15 protein-coding genes, 1 tRNA gene and 2 pseudogenes are annotated in these 16254 nt (G+C 67.6%); 7 read left to right on the top strand and 11 right to left on the bottom strand.

Going from position 1 to position 16254, the window contains the following annotated elements; translation table 11 throughout:
- The coding region (locus E6J58_13160) for a nucleotidyl transferase AbiEii/AbiGii toxin family protein (GenBank protein TMB37060.1) at positions 1–562 on the bottom strand (562 nt) is incomplete at its 3' end.
- Complete coding sequence (locus E6J58_13155) at positions 559–1131, bottom strand: hypothetical protein (protein ID TMB37059.1); 573 nt, start codon at positions 1129–1131, stop codon at positions 559–561. The genes E6J58_13160 and E6J58_13155, both read right to left, overlap by 4 nt.
- Positions 1132–1273: 142 nt before the next feature.
- Between E6J58_13155 and E6J58_13150 the strand changes: the two genes are divergently transcribed.
- The 4 genes and pseudogenes from E6J58_13150 (at position 1274) to E6J58_13135 (ending at position 3022) form a co-directional block, all read left to right on the top strand.
- On the top strand, positions 1274–1555 hold the full coding sequence (locus tag E6J58_13150) for a hypothetical protein (protein ID TMB37058.1): 282 nt from the start codon (positions 1274–1276) through the stop codon (positions 1553–1555).
- 16 nt (positions 1556–1571) lie between these two features.
- The gene (locus tag E6J58_13145) at positions 1572–1844 is read left to right on the top strand and encodes a helix-turn-helix domain-containing protein (protein ID TMB37057.1); all 273 of its coding nucleotides are present in this window, start codon (positions 1572–1574) and stop codon (positions 1842–1844) included.
- 224 nt (positions 1845–2068) lie between these two features.
- Positions 2069–2776, top strand: a pseudogene (locus E6J58_13140) (hypothetical protein).
- A gap of 114 nt (positions 2777–2890) precedes the next feature.
- A pseudogene (locus E6J58_13135) lies at positions 2891–3022 on the top strand (site-specific integrase).
- Between the two features lie 129 nt (positions 3023–3151).
- On the opposite strand, the gene E6J58_13130 reads toward E6J58_13135, so the two are convergent.
- The 7 genes from E6J58_13130 to E6J58_13100 all read right to left on the bottom strand — a co-directional run bounded on the left by E6J58_13130 (position 3152) and on the right by E6J58_13100 (position 9834).
- Positions 3152–3226 (bottom strand) — tRNA-Val (locus E6J58_13130).
- Between the two features lie 40 nt (positions 3227–3266).
- On the bottom strand, positions 3267–4133 hold the full coding sequence (locus E6J58_13125) for a c-type cytochrome (GenBank protein ID TMB37056.1): 867 nt from the start codon (positions 4131–4133) through the stop codon (positions 3267–3269).
- Positions 4134–4141: 8 nt separating this feature from the next.
- Positions 4142–4429, bottom strand: coding sequence for a hypothetical protein (locus E6J58_13120; GenBank protein ID TMB37055.1), 288 nt, complete (start codon positions 4427–4429; stop codon positions 4142–4144).
- Position 4430: 1 nt separating this feature from the next.
- Positions 4431–5018, bottom strand: coding sequence for a hypothetical protein (locus E6J58_13115; protein TMB37054.1), 588 nt, complete (start codon positions 5016–5018; stop codon positions 4431–4433).
- A gap of 3 nt (positions 5019–5021) precedes the next feature.
- A complete protein-coding gene (locus E6J58_13110) occupies positions 5022–6641 on the bottom strand; it encodes a 2-alkenal reductase (protein ID TMB37053.1) in 1620 nt (539 codons plus the stop codon).
- Between the two features lie 185 nt (positions 6642–6826).
- Positions 6827–8893 carry an ATP-dependent helicase gene (locus E6J58_13105; GenBank protein TMB37052.1) on the bottom strand — a complete coding sequence of 689 codons (2067 nt, stop codon included), beginning with the start codon at positions 8891–8893 and terminating at the stop codon, positions 6827–6829.
- Between the two features lie 59 nt (positions 8894–8952).
- Positions 8953–9834, bottom strand: a complete 882-nt coding sequence (locus E6J58_13100; GenBank protein ID TMB37051.1) for a xanthine dehydrogenase accessory protein XdhC — start codon at positions 9832–9834, stop codon at positions 8953–8955.
- Here E6J58_13100 and E6J58_13095 point away from each other — a divergent pair.
- From E6J58_13095 to E6J58_13085, 3 genes are all read left to right on the top strand, one after another.
- Complete coding sequence (locus E6J58_13095) at positions 9628–10629, top strand: hypothetical protein (GenBank protein ID TMB37050.1); 1002 nt, start codon at positions 9628–9630, stop codon at positions 10627–10629. The genes E6J58_13100 and E6J58_13095 overlap by 207 nt on opposite strands.
- Positions 10630–10699: 70 nt before the next feature.
- Positions 10700–11947, top strand: a complete 1248-nt coding sequence (locus E6J58_13090; protein TMB37049.1) for a cytochrome ubiquinol oxidase subunit I — start codon at positions 10700–10702, stop codon at positions 11945–11947.
- 20 nt (positions 11948–11967) lie between these two features.
- The gene (locus tag E6J58_13085; protein ID TMB37070.1) at positions 11968–12918 is read left to right on the top strand and encodes a cytochrome d ubiquinol oxidase subunit II; all 951 of its coding nucleotides are present in this window, start codon (positions 11968–11970) and stop codon (positions 12916–12918) included.
- 395 nt (positions 12919–13313) lie between these two features.
- On the opposite strand, the gene E6J58_13080 is transcribed toward E6J58_13085, so the two are convergent.
- Both E6J58_13080 and E6J58_13075 read right to left on the bottom strand, forming a co-directional pair.
- Entirely contained in the window at positions 13314–14711 is a 1398-nt protein-coding gene (locus tag E6J58_13080; protein TMB37048.1) for a sigma-54-dependent Fis family transcriptional regulator, read from the bottom strand.
- A gap of 21 nt (positions 14712–14732) precedes the next feature.
- On the bottom strand, positions 14733–16241 hold the full coding sequence (locus tag E6J58_13075; protein ID TMB37047.1) for a HAMP domain-containing protein: 1509 nt from the start codon (positions 16239–16241) through the stop codon (positions 14733–14735).
- Between the last annotated feature and the right edge of the window lie 13 nt (positions 16242–16254).

Below are 16254 nucleotides of genomic sequence, written 5' to 3'. Positions count from 1 at the left end.
CCTTTTCTGCGAGATGCGTCTCGACCGGGTAGAGCCGCACCCTTGGTGGCTCGATGCCGGCGAATGCCAGGACGTCGTCAGCGACGATGACCTCAGGCTCACCCAGGACCGGATCCGCGAAAGCCACGTCGACGCCAAACCGCTGGCCGTAGATCTGGCCCGCGAGCTTGCACTCAGCGCGATAGCGGAAGCCGTCGTTCCTCCTGCCCTGAAAGTCCATCTCGGGCTGTTGCGCGTCTGCTTGAATCTCGAAGGTCATGAAGTCGCCGAGGTCGACTCTTCCGGCTTCCTGCAGCCGCGCCAGCGCTTCCTCGGGCGAGCCGACGAGGCGCAGGTCCACGTCCCTCGTGGTCCTGGCTCTTTCGAGGCGAAGCTCGAGCACCAGGCCGCCCTTCAGCATCGCCGCTTTACCGAGCACGCGCGTGACGCGCGCCAGCAAACGGTCGAACACGAGCAGCTGCCGACGGCGCGCGAGCTCGACACCTGATTTCGAAGAATCGCGCAGCCGCTGTTCCAGCGCGGCTTTGAATGCCGCCGGCGTCGCGTACGTCCGTGACTTCATGCATCGAGCCCCGTAGCCCGTTCGACTGCGGTGGCCTGCGGTCTGCTGACCATGCCGCGCGCGAGCGCCTGACGGACTGCGGAGGAGAGGAATTCAGGCGAGACATGATCTGCCGCGGAGTCGGCGAGTGTTCTCGCCGGAGAAGTGACCGGCAGGGCGCCCACCCACGCTCGGTCGCGCTTGGGCACGTCCGCATAGTGCAGCACGACACCTTCCGGAACTCGAAGTCGGCGCTTGCGCCACTTTGCAGGCAGGGTCAGGTGCGCCCGCGCAGGCAGCACATCGGAGAGCTCGTGGAGCATCAGCGCAGTCTCGTGAGAGAACACCCCTGCCCGATCGGACCAAAGCCAAAGAGCGACCAGGTCCTCCTGCTGACCGGGAGGGAAATGCTTGAGCCGGTACACACTCCGCCGGACGCGAGTGATCTTGCCGCTGTCGAGGTACTTCACCAGCAGCTGCGACGAGTATCCGGCGTCAAGAGCTTGCTGGGTCGTGAAGTGGCCCTCCTGCGCCAGGGCAGTCTCGTAGAGGCGGTCCCAGTCAGGTTTCGTCTGTGTGACCCGTCCCATGCAGTCATCTTAACCGTGGGTTTAGTTTTGTGCAAGCGTATCTATACTCACCCTAGGTTTAGTTTCGTGCAAGACCGTGTCAGCTATATTCGATTATGACTCATGTTTGATATGCGTGCTGTGAGCAAGCTATCGTCAGGGAATGGCACGGACGCCAAGAACGGTGGAGCTCACCAGCATCAGCACCCGCTTCCCTCTGGAAACGCGGCGCTGGCTCGAGCAGCGCATGAAAGAAACGGGCAGGCAGTCGTTGAACGAGGTTCTGAACGACCTCATCGAGGACGCTCGTTCTTGGTTCCGCCTTCCGAAGCCCGTCGTTGAGGTTCTCGACCGCGACCGCAAGCAGCGCAAGTCTCCCGACGTCCGCGACTACTTCGTCAACCTCCTTCTGGAGCGGTACGTCGCGCTTCAGAAGGCACCCTGAACAGGAAAGCCTCACGATGAACACCCTGGAATTCGCATCTCCGCCCCCTCGCGAACGTCGCCGCGAGCCAATCTCGCTCCCCACGGATCGACTCTGGACCGTCCATCAAGCCGCGGCCTTTCTGGGACGGTCCGAATCCTGGGTCTACAAGGCCGCCGAGCGTGGCGAGCTCCCTCGGGCCCGCGGAATGGGTTGGGGCCTCCGGTTCGTTCCCGCCGAGTTGCTCGCCTACGCGCGCGGCGAGACGCGTCAGGCGCACGTGGCACCAGTGCCGAAGGGAGGCAAGTAGCGCATGGCGAGCGTGCTCAAGCGGGGCGGTTTCTGGTACGCGAAGTGGACCGACGCGACGGGAAAGCGCTGCCGCGAGCGCATCGAGGCCTCCAGCAAGGCCCAAGCGAAGGCGCTAGCGGACGAGCTCGAGGTCGAGGCTCGCCGTCATCGCAACCTCGCGCGGCGCGTCCGCAACGGCCTTCCGCCGCGGCCTGAGGATCTGACCGGAACGTTCGCGGATCTGTGCACCTGGTGGCTCGACCATCGCTCCCGGAGGCGAGCAGGAGTGGCGAGCGCCAGCGACTGGGGAAGTATGTGGTCTCGAAACCTGTGGGTGCGCTGCCGCTGGCCGCGCTCGGCTCTCCTCACCTCGACGAGCTGCTTCACAACGCAGAGTCGGCAGGCGCGTCGGCTGCAAGCGTCAACAAGCTCCGCAGCGTCCTGCACACGGTCTTCTCGAAGGCGAAAAAGGCCGGCCGGTGGGTGGGCGAGAATCCCGTCGCGTCCACCGAGCGGCGCAAGGTCGCGCGCCGCATCTACGCGACCCTCCGCGCCGAAGAGGTTCCGCTGCTCCTGGCGGAGGTTCCGGCCGACTGGCGGCCGCTCTTCGCTGCAGCACTCTGGACCGGCATGCGGCGCGGCGAGCTGTTCGCTCTCCGGAAGAGCGACGTCGACTTGTCGCTGGGCACGATCATGGTCGCGCGCTCAAACGAGCGGCAAACGACGAAGGGCGGTCATGCCGACCTCATCCCCATTGCGGCGCCGCTCTTCCCCATCTTGAAGTACCAGCTCGAGCACGCGCCCGGTTCGCTCGTCTTCCCTGCTGAGGATGGGTCACAGCGCTCGCCGGAAGCGGATCCGCAGAAGACCCTGCGCACCGCGCTCGCGCGCGTCGGCCTGGTCAAGGGCTACGAGCACGTGTGCCGCTGGTGCGGCCACAAGGAACGCCACGCCGATAACGAGCAGCGCTACTGCCCGAATTGCCTCAAGCGCACCAATGGCACCGGCAAGCCGCTCGCACAGCCTCGCGGGCGCGCGCTGTGGCCGAAGGCGATTCCGCGGCCGATGCGCTTCCACGATCTGCGCCACACGACCGCGACGCTGCTCCTCCGCGCCGGCGTCGACGCCCACCGCGTGCAGCGCCTCCTGCGCCACCGCGACGTGCGCACGACGACTGGGATCTACGGCCACCTGGACGTCGAAGATCTGCGCGCCGCAGTCGCAACTCTGCCCGAGCTGGGTCAAAATTGGGTCCAAATGGACCCCACCCCCCAGGCCGAGACCGAAAATGGTCCCGCCAACCCCGCGAACTCCGAGGAGATTTCTTGGTGGGCGCTGCAGGATTCGAACCTGCGACCCCTGCCGTGTGAAGGCAGTGCTCTACCGCTGAGCTAAGCGCCCCTCTGTGGGGCGGTCCAATTCGCACCTTCCGCAAAACCAGTCAAGACTTCTCTGCCGCCGTCCGCGCGGGGATCGGCTTGCCGCGGTGGCAGGTTCCGCAGCCGACGGGACTGTCGTTTCCGTAGTATCCCTTCGCGATGTAGCTGGTCATGTCCAGCATCTCTCGCGCGCGCGTCTTCTTCGGCGTGTCCGCCGCGAAGTCCTTCTCCTCATGACAGTGCGTGCACTTCGCGCCCATCTCGCGCGCGAACCATCCCATGATGAAGCCGAAGTTGCGGACGTCCATCCCGCGGAGGATTCGCACGTCCTTGAAGACGTCCTCCGCCTTCCGCGCCAGCTGCTCGGGAGGCATCTTCGTAAACGGCTCGGGGAGGTCGCGGGAAAATCCCATATCCGCCGGATGCTCGTCTCCACGGTGACAGGTCCAGCAGGTGACGCGAATGGTGCCGCCGAAGCTTCGCCGGTTGATCTCCTCGGTCATCAGGATCATGTCCCGCGCGCGCTGTTTCTCCTTCTTCGCGTCGGACGGGAAATCCTTCTGCTCGACGAGATGGCACAGCACACACTTGCGCCCGAGGCTGGCCTGCATCGACTGCATCGCTGCCATGAAGCGGTCGCCGCTCACCGCTCCGAGCAGCTTCACGTTCTTGAAGATGGTCCCCGCGGGTCGTTTTCCCGTCTCTCCCCAATCAAGGCCCACGGGCGTTTCCCTTCCCGGGATCGTGATGGGACTGATCAGGTCGGCGCGCGGAACGCCGGCGTCGGACGAAAACGTCCCCCCATCTGCGGGCCCGCCGTCCGGCAGGTTCGCCGGCCCCGCGGCGTTCTCCGACGGGACCGAGAGCGGTGCGGGAGGAGGTTGGGTGTGGCTGCAGGCGACCGCGAGAAGCAAGCCCGTCCAGCGCATGCCACCTACTACTTCTTCTGCTGCTGCGCGATCAACTGATCGAGATCGTCCGCGAGGTCGCGAACGCGCCGCTTGAGCGCGGAGAGCCGCTTGCCCGCGTCCTTGAAATCCTCGCGCGTCACCAGCCCCGCGGCCCGAAGCGCCCGGTCCTGCGCCTCGTCCAGGGCCTGCTTGGCGCGCTGCAGCCCGCCGATCGCGGCGGCGATGGCCTCTGCGCGCTTCGGATCCTCGAAGAGCTTGCCCATCGCCTTCATCCCAAGCTCGGCCGCCCGTTCGCGCAGCGTCTTGGGCGCCATTTCACTGACCGCCGAAGACTTTGCGGATCGAGGCGAAGATCCCCCGCGACTGCTCCTCCGGCGTCATCTGTCGCTCGGCGGCGACCCTGCGCCTCTCTGCCTCTTCCTGCCATGCGACCTTCAACGCCTCGGGCGTGTCGTGCGTCGCCAGCGTCAGCTCGCGAGTCTGGCCGCTGGCGGTCTCGATGGTGACGTGCAGCAGGCACTCCTCGTCGAGGATGAAGTTCACCCGCTGCCCGGCCACTTCCGCCGGGAACTTGAGCGTGCCGAGGTATTCGTTGTCGATGATCCGGTCGCCGTCACCCTGGAAGATGTCCAGCTCGAGCCCCTTGCCATCCCGCGCGGGCGGCAGACGGAAGCTGCTCTTCGAGGGGATCTGCGTGTTCTTCTCGATCACCTTTCGAAAACGGCCGCCGGGCATGGCGAACCCGATGGGCATACTGAGCGCGTCGACCAGCGTGACGGAGTCGATCTCCTGCATCGATTCGGCCAGCAGCGCGGCGCCCAGCGCCACCGATTCGTCGGGGTGGACGCCCTTGCGCGGCGGCTTGCCGAAGAACTGGTGCGCCTTGCCCTGGACCAGCGGCATGTTTCACTGACCGCCGAAGACTTTGCGGATCGAGGCGAAGATCCCCCGCGACTGCTCCTCCGGCGTCATCTGTCGCTCGGCGGCGACCCTGCGCCTCTCTGCCTCTTCCTGCCATGCGACCTTCAACGCCTCGGGCGTGTCGTGCGTCGCCAGCGTCAGCTCGCGAGTCTGGCCGCTGGCGGTCTCGATGGTGACGTGCAGCAGGCACTCCTCGTCGAGGATGAAGTTCACCCGCTGCCCGGCCACTTCCGCCGGGAACTTGAGCGTGCCGAGGTATTCGTTGTCGATGATCCGGTCGCCGTCACCCTGGAAGATGTCCAGCTCGAGCCCCTTGCCATCCCGCGCGGGCGGCAGACGGAAGCTGCTCTTCGAGGGGATCTGCGTGTTCTTCTCGATCACCTTTCGAAAACGGCCGCCGGGCATGGCGAACCCGATGGGCATACTGAGCGCGTCGACCAGCGTGACGGAGTCGATCTCCTGCATCGATTCGGCCAGCAGCGCGGCGCCCAGCGCCACCGATTCGTCGGGGTGGACGCCCTTGCGCGGCGGCTTGCCGAAGAACTGGTGCGCCTTGCCCTGGACCAGCGGCATGCGGGTCTGACCGCCGACCAGCAGCACCTCCTGGATGTCACCCCGGTTGAGGCTCTTCTCGCCCAGGACGCGCTCGACGAGCTGAAACGTCTTCTCGACCAGGTCCATCACCAGCGCGTTCACGCGCTCGCGGGAGAGCGGGATGCGCAGGTCCACCGGCTTGCCCTTGCGGTCGGCGATGTAGGGCAGCTCGATGACGACGTTGCTGAGCAGCGAGAGATCGATCTTCGCCGCCTCCGCGGCGTTCTTGATCCGCTGCATGGCGATGGGCGACTGCGTCAGATCGATCTTCGTCTGGTTGCGGAACTCCTCGAGCACGAAATCGATGATCCGGTTGTCGAAGTCGACGCCGCCGAGGAAGGTGTCGCCGCCGGTCGCCAGGACCTCCATGACGTTGCCGTGGAGCTGCAGGACGGAAACGTCGAAGGTGCCGCCGCCCAGGTCGTAGACGAGCACCTTGTGATCGAAGCCGCGGTTCAGGCCGTACGCGAGGGCCGCGGCGGTAGGCTCGTTGACGATGCGCTTGACGGTGAAGCCGGCGAGCTTGCCCGCCTCCTTCACCGCGTTGCGCTGGTTGTCGTTGTAGTAGGCGGGGACCGAGATGATCGCCTCGGTGATCTCCTGCCCGAGGGTCGCCTCGGCGACGCGCTTGCAGTGCTGGAGGACGAAGGCGCTGATCTGCGGAAGCGAGTAGACCTTCCCGGCCAGCACCACCGCGGCCTCGCCGTTCGGACCCTCGACGATCTCGTACGAGAAGTAGTGCTTGATGTCCTGGACCACCTTGGAGTTGTACTGCCGCCCGATCAGACGCTTGGCGCCGTAGATGGTGTTCCGGGGATTCACCACCATCTGGTCCTTGGCGATGTTGCCGACCAGCAGGTTGCCCTTGTCGCTCATCGCCACCACGCTGGGCAGGATCAACGAACCTTTGTCGCTGGGAACCACGCGCGCGACCTTGTTCCGGACGTACGCGACGCACGTGTTCGTGGTGCCCAGATCGATGCCGAGCAGGATGGGCTTGTCGGCAGGCATGAAGCTGGATTGATGCTACGGCGCTCTGCGCCCGGGGCGCAACAAATCCCCCTACTTCCACCACACGTCGTACCGCACAATTACACCTGCCGGCCTCGAATCCACCACCTCCGGAATCCCCACCTCTCCCACCGTTCCCGACAGCTCGTAGACGAACATCAGCGTCTCGCGCAGGACGCCATGTCCTACTGTGCGAGCAATTTCGGGTCCGGCGCCACTTCGATGCTCCATTTCTCGTAGGGGGGCGGCGCCGCCGGGAGCTCGTCGAGGAACCGGCTCGGCCTGAGCAGCAGGCGCGCCTGGTCGCGCTTCTCCTGCATCATTGGATACGTCAGGTACAGCTCGTCTTTGGCCCTCGTCACGGCCACGTAGAAGAGTCGGCGTTCCTCCTCTTCGCCGTCCGGAGCGCGCAAGGCGGGCGCGCTGGGAAAACGGCCGTCGGCGAGCCAGATGAGGAACACGGCGCGCCATTCCAGTCCCTTGGCCTGGTGCACGCTGGAGAGCGTGAGCTTCTCGTCCGGTTCGGCGCCCTCCACGACGTCTTCGGCTTCGAGCGAATCGAGCAGCGTGAGATCGGCGAGGAGCTGCTCCAGCGATTCCGCCTGCAGCGCGTAATCCGCGAGCTGCAGCACGTCGTCATGGCGTGCCTGGGCATTCGCGTACCGCTGCTTGAGCGCCTCGCCGTAGCCGCCCTCGTGGAGGATGCAGCGGATCATCTCGCTGGGCTGCGACCGCATCGCCACCAGGATCTGCAACGCTCCGGCGAGCGCGCGCAGCCCGGAGCGTGCCTTGGGCGGCACCAGCTGGGTCAGGGAATCGAGCTGGGTGCGCGAGTCGCGGCCCATGCGCAGCCACTGCTCGACCTGTGCCCAGAGCGCATCCGCGCTCGCTGCCCCGACGCCGGAGACCAGCTTGACGATCCGCTTGAACGAAAGCTCGTCATGCGGGTTCTGGATGAACTTGAGGTGCGCGAGCACGTCCTTGATGTGGGCCTGCTCGAAGAAGCGCACTCCCGCGCGGACGATGAAGGGGATCCCGCGGCGGGCAAGCTCCATCTGCAGCTCCATCGAGTGCGTGTGCGCCCGATAGAGGACGGACATCTCCCGCAGCGGAATTCCCTCCTCCCGCAGCTCGAGGATCCGCTGGGCGACAAACTCGGCCTGTTGGTGGACGTCGCACAGGGGCACCAGCGCCGGCAGCACACCTCCCTCGCGGTGGGCGCGCAGCTCCTTCTCGAACTGCTTGCGATTGCAACGGATCGACGCGTTGGCGAGCGCGAGAATGGGCGGCGTGCTGCGATAGTTGGTGATCAGGCGGAGGTGCTGGCACTGCGGGTAGCGCTCGGGGAACTTGAGGATGTTCTCGAAATGCGCGCCGCGGAACGCATAAATGCTCTGCGCGTCGTCGCCGACGACGAGCAGGTTCCCGTGCGGCGCGGCGACCGCGTCGACGATCTCTCCCTGGAGCCGGTTGGTGTCCTGGTACTCGTCGACGAGCACCGCGCTGAAGCGCCGGCAGATGCTCTCGCGCGCGCCGGGTACCTCGATCAGGAGGCGCTTCCAGTTCAGCAGCAGATCGTCGAAGTCCATCGCGTTCATCTGCGCCTTCCGCTCCGCGAACCTGCGCGCGACTCGCAGGATCTCCTCCTCCAGCGCGACGAACTGCGGTGCCTCCACGGCGATCACCTCGGCCAGCGGGCGCTGGGTGTTCACCGCCGTCGAGTACAGATCGATCATCGCGTCGGGGCGCGGGAAACGCCGTTGTCCGACCCCATACCCGAGGTCCGCGGTGGCGCTCGCCATCACTTCCTTGGCGTCCTCGCGATCGAGAAGACCGAATCGATCCGCGTATCCGAGGCGTGAGGCATGCTCGCGCAACAGGCCGTGGGCGACGTGATGGAACGTGCCGCCCCACATCCTGCGCGTCTCGACGCGGCAAAGCTGGCCGACGCGCGCCATCATCTCCCGCGCCGCCTTGTTGGTGAACGTCAAGAGGAGGATCGTCTCGGGCGCCGTGCCCGTCTCGAGCAGGTGTGCCACTCGAAACGTCAACGCCCGCGTCTTGCCCGAGCCGGCGCCGGCGATCACCAGCGTGGGACGCGGATCGCAGAGGGCGACGGCGCGCTGCTCCTCGGAGAGGTCGCGGTCGTAATCGACCAGGCCCTTGCGCGGCGGGGCCGACGTCTTCAGGGCATAGCGCCGGACCGCAGGCTGCAACGGCTCCTGCTGGGCGAGAGCGGTCTCGTTGGGCATCGCCGCTCACCCTAAGTGAACAGGCGTGCAGATGTCAAAGTAGCGAAATCCGCCTTCTCTCAGGCACGTACGCGGACGGCGTCTTTGGGGGCGAGGCGGGAATGCGCGAGCTCGCCCTTGCTCTTGAGGAGAAGGATTTCGGCGAGGATCGAGATGGCGATCTCGCCTGGGGTCTTGTCGCCGAGGCGCAGCCCGATCGGCGCGTGCAGGCGCGCATCGTCGCGGGGATCGCGCCCGAGCCGCTTGGCGATGCTGCGCAGGATCAGCGCGACCTTGCGGCGGCTGCCGATCAATCCGACGTAGCGCGCAGGCGTGCGCAGCGCTGCCTCGAGCACGCCTTCGTCCAGCGCGTGGCAGCGGGTGAGGATGACGACGAAGTCCGATGCTCCGGGAGCGACCCCGCCGAGCGGATCCTGGGCAAGGTCGGCGCAGCGCACTTCGCTGGCGCGAGGGAAGCGGTCGCGCGTGGCGAATTTCTCGCGATCGTCGACGACGGTCGTCGCCAGCCCGATCTCGGCCGCGATGTTCGCCACACGCTCGCCGACATGTCCCGCGCCGTAGAGGACCAGCCTCGGCGCGGGCCGGAGCACGTCGAGGAACACCGTCACTTCCCCGCCGCATTTCATCCCCAGCTCGTCGGGAATGGGCCCGGAGGGCGGAAGGGGTTCCGCCGCATCGCCGGCCGTGGTGAGCGCGAACCGGCGCTGGCAGGACGTGCCCTCCTGCTTCAAGAGGTGGACCGCTTCCTGGATGACGACGGCTTCGAGCGGCCCACCGCCGACGGTGCCCACGATCGCACCGTCCGCAGCGACGATCATCTTCGCTCCGGCGTCCCTTGGAGCCGAGCGATCGGTGGCCGTGACGGTGCAGAGCACGAATGGTTCCCGGGCCGCGCTCCTGCGCGCGACCTCCTGGAACAGCTCGGCGTCCGTCAGGTTCATATCTGGAGTCTAGCGCACCGATCCGCTGGCGGAAGCAGGCGAGCGTCCAGATGTCGGGCTTGCGCCGTCCCCGCCGGCCCGCTTACAAGGCGCGCCGTGACGGACCTGGCGGTGGTATGCGATTTCGACGGGACCGCGACGGTCCACGACATCGGCGACGAGATCAGCAAGCACTTCTGCGGCGCCGACTACCTCGCGGTGCAGAAGAAGCTGTTCGCCGATGGCAAGCTCACGACGCGGGCGATCATCCAGAGCATCTACACGCCCATCCGCGCCCCGGAAGCGGACGTCATCGCCTTCGCATTGCAGGCGGCAAAGCTTCGCCCTGGGTTCTCCGAGCTGGTCGCGGCTGCCCGCGACCGTGGCGCGCCCTTCTTTCTCGCCTCCGGAGGACTGCGCCAATATGTCGAAGCGGTGATCGCCGCCCACCTGCCGCCGGCCCTGAGCGCATGGGTGAAAGTCCGGGCCAACGAAGCGGTCTTCGCGCCGGAGGGATTGCGAGTCACCTATCCCGGCGAAGCGGAATCGCGGGCCTCCGGATGTGAAGTCTGCGGCTCGTGCAAGCGGGTGGCGGTCGCCGAGGCGCGGCGGGCAGGAGCCAGCTTCGTGATCGGCATCGGCGACGGCTTCGCCGACCGCTGCCTGGTGCAGTTCGCCGATCGGACGTTCGCGCGCGAAGGCAGCTTCCTGCACCGCTACTGCCAGGAGCACGAGCTTCCTTGCGTCCCCTTCACCGACCTCTACGGGGCGGCAGAAGCCGTCCGGGACTACGGCGAGACGGCCCAGGACACTTGATTCGCCCACCGCGGCATCGAGTCGCGGACGATCGGCCCCGGGGTCGGCTACAACATGCGCCGGAGCGATTGTGGACGACGTCCTCTTCGCACGCGGGCAGATGGCGATGTCGCTCGCCTTTCACATCGTCTTCGCGGCGATCGGCGTCGCCATGCCGCTCTTGATGGTGCTCGCCGAGTGGCGCTACCGGCGGACACTCGATCCCGACTACCTGTCGCTCGCGCGCAGTTGGGCAAAGGGAACGGCGGTACTCTTCGCCGTCGGAGCAGTCAGCGGGACCGTGCTCTCGTTCGAGCTCGGTCTGCTGTTTCCCGGGTTCATGCGGCATGCAGGTCCGGTGATCGGCATGCCCTTCTCGCTGGAGGGATTCGCCTTCTTCACCGAGGCCATCTTCCTCGGTCTGTACCTCTATGGCTGGGAGAAGCTCGGACCTCGGACGCATCTCTTCGCCGGCTGCGTCGTCGCCGCGAGCGGCGCCGCCTCCGCGGCGTTCGTCACCATCGCCAATGCCTGGATGAACGCGCCGCGCGGGTTCCGCGTCGAGTCCGGACGATTCGTCGACGTCGATCCCATCGCGGCCATGGGGACGCCGTTCGCCGCCCACGAGATCGTGCACGGGACATTGGCGGCGTATCTCGCAACCGCGGCGGCGGTCGCAGCGATCCACGCCGTCGGACTCCTTCGCAACCCGCGGAGCGGCTTCCATCGCAAAGCGCTAGGCCTTGCTCTGGCGCTCTCCGTTCCGGCAGCGCTGGTCCAGCCCCTGACCGGACATTGGGCCGGGCACGAAATCGCGAAAGGGCAGCCGGCGAAGCTTGCCGCCATCGAGCAGCTGCAGCGCACGCAGTCGCGCGCACCGCTCACGATGGGACCGATCGAGATCCCCTGGGCGCTCTCGATTCTCGCCGGAAACTCGCCCGACACGGTCGTCACCGGGCTCGAGGATATTCCGCCCGCGGACCGCGCGCCGCCGTTGGTCCGGGCGTTCTTCCAGGCAATGGTGCTGTCCGGAATTCTACTCGGCGGGCATGCCGTCTGGTCGGCGTGGAACTGGATCCGCCGCCGACCTCCGTCCGGACGGTTCCTGCGCGCTACCGCGCTCGTCGGGCCACTCGGGTTCCTCGCGCTCGAGGCAGGTTGGATCGTGACGGAGGTGGGCCGCCAGCCGTGGGTGATCTACGGCGTGATGAGGACCGCGGATGCGGTCACACCCATGCGCGGCCTCGTCGTTCCGTTCATCGCCGTGAGTGTCGTCTATCTGCTGCTCTCGGCGGTCGTGATCGAGATCCTCCGGCGGCAATTCCGGGAGGCGCAGTGATCGAAGCCGTCGCCGCCGTGATGCTCGTCTCGCTGATCGCCTACTGCGTTCTGGCGGGGGCGGATTTCGGCGGCGGAGTGTGGGACCTCCTCGCCACCGGTCCTCGCGCCGAGCGGCAGCGGCGCCTCGCCGACGACGCCATCGCGCCCGTCTGGGAGGCAAATCACGTCTGGCTGATCCTGATCGTCGTCCTCCTCTTCACGGGCTTCCCGCGCGCGTTCGCGGCCGCGAGCATCGGGCTGCACGTCCCGCTCACGCTCATGCTCCTCGGGATCGTGCTGCGCGGATCGGCCTGGGCGTTCCGGCGGTACGGCGGACGCGCGCGCTGGGGGCGGATCTTCGCCGTCGCCAGCGCGACCACTCCGATCTTCCTCGGCTCTGCCCTCGGCGCCATCACCTCCGGAGCGCTGCGCGCCGGTCCCGACGGCGCTCCCGAGCTGGGCTTCTTCCGTCCCTGGCTGGCGCCGTTTCCGCTCGCGGTGGGCGCGTTCGCGCTGGCGCTGTTCGCGTACCTGGCCGCCGTATACCTCGCGGTCGAGGCGGCCGACCCGGAGCTGCGCGACGATTTTCGTGCGCGTGCCATCGTCTCCGCCGTCGTCGTCGGGGCCTGCGCCCTCGCCGCGGGCCTGCTCACCCCTCCCGGCGCCGGGCATTTCCGCGAGACGCTGTTGAGGTCGCCGTGGAGCTGGCCGCTGCAGTTGGCGACGGGAGCTGCAGCCGTGGGCGCCCTTTGGGCACTGTTCACCCGGCGATTTCGCACTGCCCGCGCATTGGCGGTCGTCCAGGTGGCGCTGATCGTCGGCGGTTGGGGCGCCGCCCAGCGGCCCTACCTGATCGCGCCGGACTTGACGCTGCAGGGCGCGGCGGCGCCAGAACCGACCTTGCGCTTGCTGCTCCTCGCGCTCGCGATCGGTTCCGTCGTGCTGTTTCCGTCGTTGTGGTGGCTGTTCCGCGTCTTCAAACGTGCCTAGGCCGGCTGCTGCGCCGCCTCGAGGGCGATGATGGCGAGGGCGCGGTTCAACACGGCGAGGCGGCGCTTTGCCGCCGCGATCGCTGCGCGGGCGCGCGGCGAGTCGTCGTGGTAGCGCTGCATCGTCTCCTTCAACTGCTCGTAGGCAAACTGAACGCGGCCGATGAGCTGGAGTCTCTGGGTTCGGTCGTCTTGGCGGGGCTCTTGCGGCATTGGGGGGTTCCTCCCGATCGGTCCTGTCCCCTGTTCGATGCACGCAGCTTGCCAGCTCTTCACTGCGGGCCAAGTCCCTGAAATCACAGAAGCAGGGTTCGACCGACCGCCAGATTCTGTCACCCCGCCGACAGCGAAGGGCGGCGAAATTGCCGGACTGTCCGACAGAGAAACAGAAAACTCCTACTCCTCCCGGAGCAAGCGCGAAAGAGTTTTCCGATCGATCCCCAGCGCTTCGGCGGCACGCGTCTTGTTGCCCCCGGAATCCCGCAGGACGCGCTCCGCGTACCGGCGGCTGAGCTCGTCGAGCGTCGGATGATCTCCGACCAGCGGCTCAGGCGCCGGAGACGTTGCAGCCGGCGAAATCGTCGAAGGCGCCTTCGCCGGCGATCCGCGGCGGTGCTGCCAGCGCTCCCGCACCGCCTCCGGCAGATCCTCCGGCAGGATGGTTCCCCCCGGGTTCAACGCCAACGCCCGCGCCACCGAGTTGTCCAGCTCGCGGACGTTCCCCGGCCAGTCCCAGAGGAGCATCGCCTCGCGCGCCTCGGTCGTCAGCGAAGCACCCCGCTCCCCCGCATGCCGGGCGGCGAAATGCTCGGCGAGCAGCGGGATGTCCTCGCGTCGCTCGCGGAGCGGGGGAATACGGATGGTGACGACGTTCAGGCGGTAGAAGAGGTCTTCGCGAAACTTTCCCCCCTTCACTGCGTCCGCGAGGTCCTTGTTGGTGGCCGCCACGACCCGCGTGTCGACGCGGATGGGCGCGCTCTCGCCGACCCGGCGGATCTCCCCTTCCTGCAGCACCCGCAACAGCTGCCCCTGGATGCGGCCGCCGATGTCGCCGATCTCGTCGAGGAACAAGGTCCCGCCGCTGGCCTCTTCGAAGAGGCCGCGCCGGGCGCCGGTCGCGCCAGTGAAGCTGCCGCGCGCGTGCCCGAAGAGCTCGCTCTCCAGCACTCCTTCCGCGATGGCGCCGCAGTCCACGGCGATGAACGCGCCCGCGGCGCGCGCGCTGGAGGTGTGGATGGCGCGGGCCACCAACTCCTTGCCGGTGCCGCTTTCGCCGACCACCAGCACGGTCGCGTCGGTGAGCGCGACGCGCGCGGCCGTCTTGTAGACCTGCAGCATTCCCTCGCTGCGGCCGACCACGTTGGCCAGCGCGTACTTCTCGCGGATCTCGCGTTTCAGCCGGCGGTTCTCGGTGGCGAGCCGCCGGTGGCGCAGCGCCCGGTCGACGACCAGCTTGATGGTGTTCACGTCGTAGGGCTTGGAGATGTAGTCGTAAGCGCCGCGGCGGATGGCCCCGACGGCGCCGTCGACGTTGCCGAAGGCCGTCACCAGGAGGACCGGCGTCTCGGGCGCATGCTTGCGCACCCAGTCGAGGACCTCCAGCCCGTCGACGTCGACCATGCGGATGTCGCTGACCACCGCGTCGAACTCGCCGTCGCGCTCGAGCCTTTCGATGGCTTCCGCCCCGTCCGCGCAGACGACGACGCCGTGGCCGTCCTCGGCGAGGATCTGCGCCATCAGCGAGCGAGAGGCCCCGTCGTCGTCCACCACCAGGATACGGGCCGGCTGCGACATGGCGGAGACCATAACGGACGTTCAGGCAGCGTGCGCGTCCGCTTCCGGAAAGCGCACCGTGAACGCGGAGCCCTTTCCCGGTTCGCTCTCCACGTCGATGCGGCCGCGAAGCGCGCGCGCGATCTCCTTGCAGATGGCGAGGCCCAGCCCGGTGCCCTTCCCGTCAGGCTTGGTAGTGAAGAACGCCTCGAAGATGTGCCGCTTCACGTCTGGCTGCATCCCGGTGCCGGTGTCGCTCACGCGCAGCACCACCTCCTTGCCTTCGCTGCGCGCCTGCACTTCCAGCCGCCCGCCGTTCGGCATCGCGTCGACGGCGTTTGCGACCAGGTTGGTGAGCAGGTGGCGTACGAGCCCCGGGTCGGTGCGCACGGCGACGCCGTCGACTTCGCGCGCGACCTGGATCCGCTGCCGCGCTTCCGTTCCCAACGTCAGATCGAGCGCCTCTTCCACCAGCGGCGCCAGCTCGACCGTCTCCGCGGTCGGCGTGAAGCCGCGCGTCTGATCGAGGAAGCGGCGGATGATCTGCGTCATCCGCCCCACCTCGCCCTGCAGCACCGCCACCTGCGAGCGCGCTGGCTCCGCCAGCTCGGGCCTTCGGGCGAGCAGCTGCAGGTGTCCGTTCAGGGCGTTGAGGGGATTGCCCAGCTCGTGCGCGATGGTCCCGGCGAGCTGGCCCAGCGCCGCGAGGCGCTCCTTGGAGGTGAGATCGCGCCTTGCCGCGACGAGCAGCTCGTTGAGCTCCTCGAGGTCGCGGTTCTTCTTCGTCAGCTCGGCCGTCGCCTCCTCGATCCGGCCGGTGAGGTCCGCGTTGAACCCGCGGATCTGCGCCAGCATGCGGTTGAACCCCCGCGAGAGATACGCGAGCTCGTCGCCGCCTTCCGGAGGCCCGGGCGCCTTGACGTCGAGGTGCCCGCCTTCGACGGCGCGCATGGCGAGCTGCAGCGCGGAGACGCGGCGGATGAGGATCCGGCCGAGCAGGATCCAGAAAGCGACGATGAGGAACACCGAGGCTCCCACCGCGACCAGCAACAACGCCCTGCGCTCGGCAGCGACCAGCCGTTCCGCCTCGGAGTGCGAGGCGAGCAGCACCAGTCGCGCCTTGGCTCCACGGGCATCGTTGAAGGGGGCGACCACCCTGAGGGCGCGACCGATGTCGGGCTCGTCGATCAGCTCTGCGGACAGCCGCGTGGCCGGGCCGCGCCAGCGCCTGAAGACGATCGACCCTTCAGGGTCGATCCGCGCCTCCGTGAAATCCGCATCGATGCCCAGCGCCGCCTGCCGGGCGACCTCCGCGCGGAGAAGGCCGCGGTTGGTGCGCATCGTCGCGGCGAGCTCGTCGGAGATCTGATCGTCGTCGTTGCCCGCGTGCCTCAGCGCGAGCGTCGTGGCGTTCGCGAGCTCGACGGTACGCTTCCGGATCTCGTCCTCGACGGATCGCTGCGCGATGCGCAGGCCCAGCGCGGACGCGACGAGCAGCGTCGCGGCGAGGACTGCGGTGAAGAGCAGAACCAGCTGGAGGCGCAGCGACATCCAGCCATGTTGT

This window comes from Deltaproteobacteria bacterium, assembly GCA_005879535.1.
In the GTDB taxonomy this organism is placed as follows: domain Bacteria; phylum Myxococcota; class Myxococcia; order Myxococcales; family 40CM-4-68-19; genus 40CM-4-68-19.
This window is presented reverse-complemented; position numbering and strand designations above follow the sequence as displayed.

Coding starts and splice junctions, on each gene's coding strand:
- E6J58_13150 (TMB37058.1), top strand. CDS start 1,274: ATGGCACGGACGCCAAGAACGGTGGAGCTCACCAGCATCAGCACCCGC.
- E6J58_13075 (TMB37047.1), bottom strand. CDS start 16,241: ATGTCGCTGCGCCTCCAGCTGGTTCTGCTCTTCACCGCAGTCCTCGCC.
- E6J58_13100 (TMB37051.1), bottom strand. CDS start 9,834: ATGAACCTGACGGACGCCGAGCTGTTCCAGGAGGTCGCGCGCAGGAGC.
- E6J58_13115 (TMB37054.1), bottom strand. CDS start 5,018: ATGCCGCTGGTCCAGGGCAAGGCGCACCAGTTCTTCGGCAAGCCGCCG.
- E6J58_13145 (TMB37057.1), top strand. CDS start 1,572: ATGAACACCCTGGAATTCGCATCTCCGCCCCCTCGCGAACGTCGCCGC.
- E6J58_13155 (TMB37059.1), bottom strand. CDS start 1,131: ATGGGACGGGTCACACAGACGAAACCTGACTGGGACCGCCTCTACGAG.
- E6J58_13125 (TMB37056.1), bottom strand. CDS start 4,133: ATGCGCTGGACGGGCTTGCTTCTCGCGGTCGCCTGCAGCCACACCCAA.
- E6J58_13120 (TMB37055.1), bottom strand. CDS start 4,429: ATGGCGCCCAAGACGCTGCGCGAACGGGCGGCCGAGCTTGGGATGAAG.
- E6J58_13110 (TMB37053.1), bottom strand. CDS start 6,641: ATGCCTGCCGACAAGCCCATCCTGCTCGGCATCGATCTGGGCACCACG.
- E6J58_13080 (TMB37048.1), bottom strand. CDS start 14,711: ATGTCGCAGCCGGCCCGTATCCTGGTGGTGGACGACGACGGGGCCTCT.
- E6J58_13105 (TMB37052.1), bottom strand. CDS start 8,893: ATGCCCAACGAGACCGCTCTCGCCCAGCAGGAGCCGTTGCAGCCTGCG.
- E6J58_13085 (TMB37070.1), top strand. CDS start 11,968: ATGCTCGTCTCGCTGATCGCCTACTGCGTTCTGGCGGGGGCGGATTTC.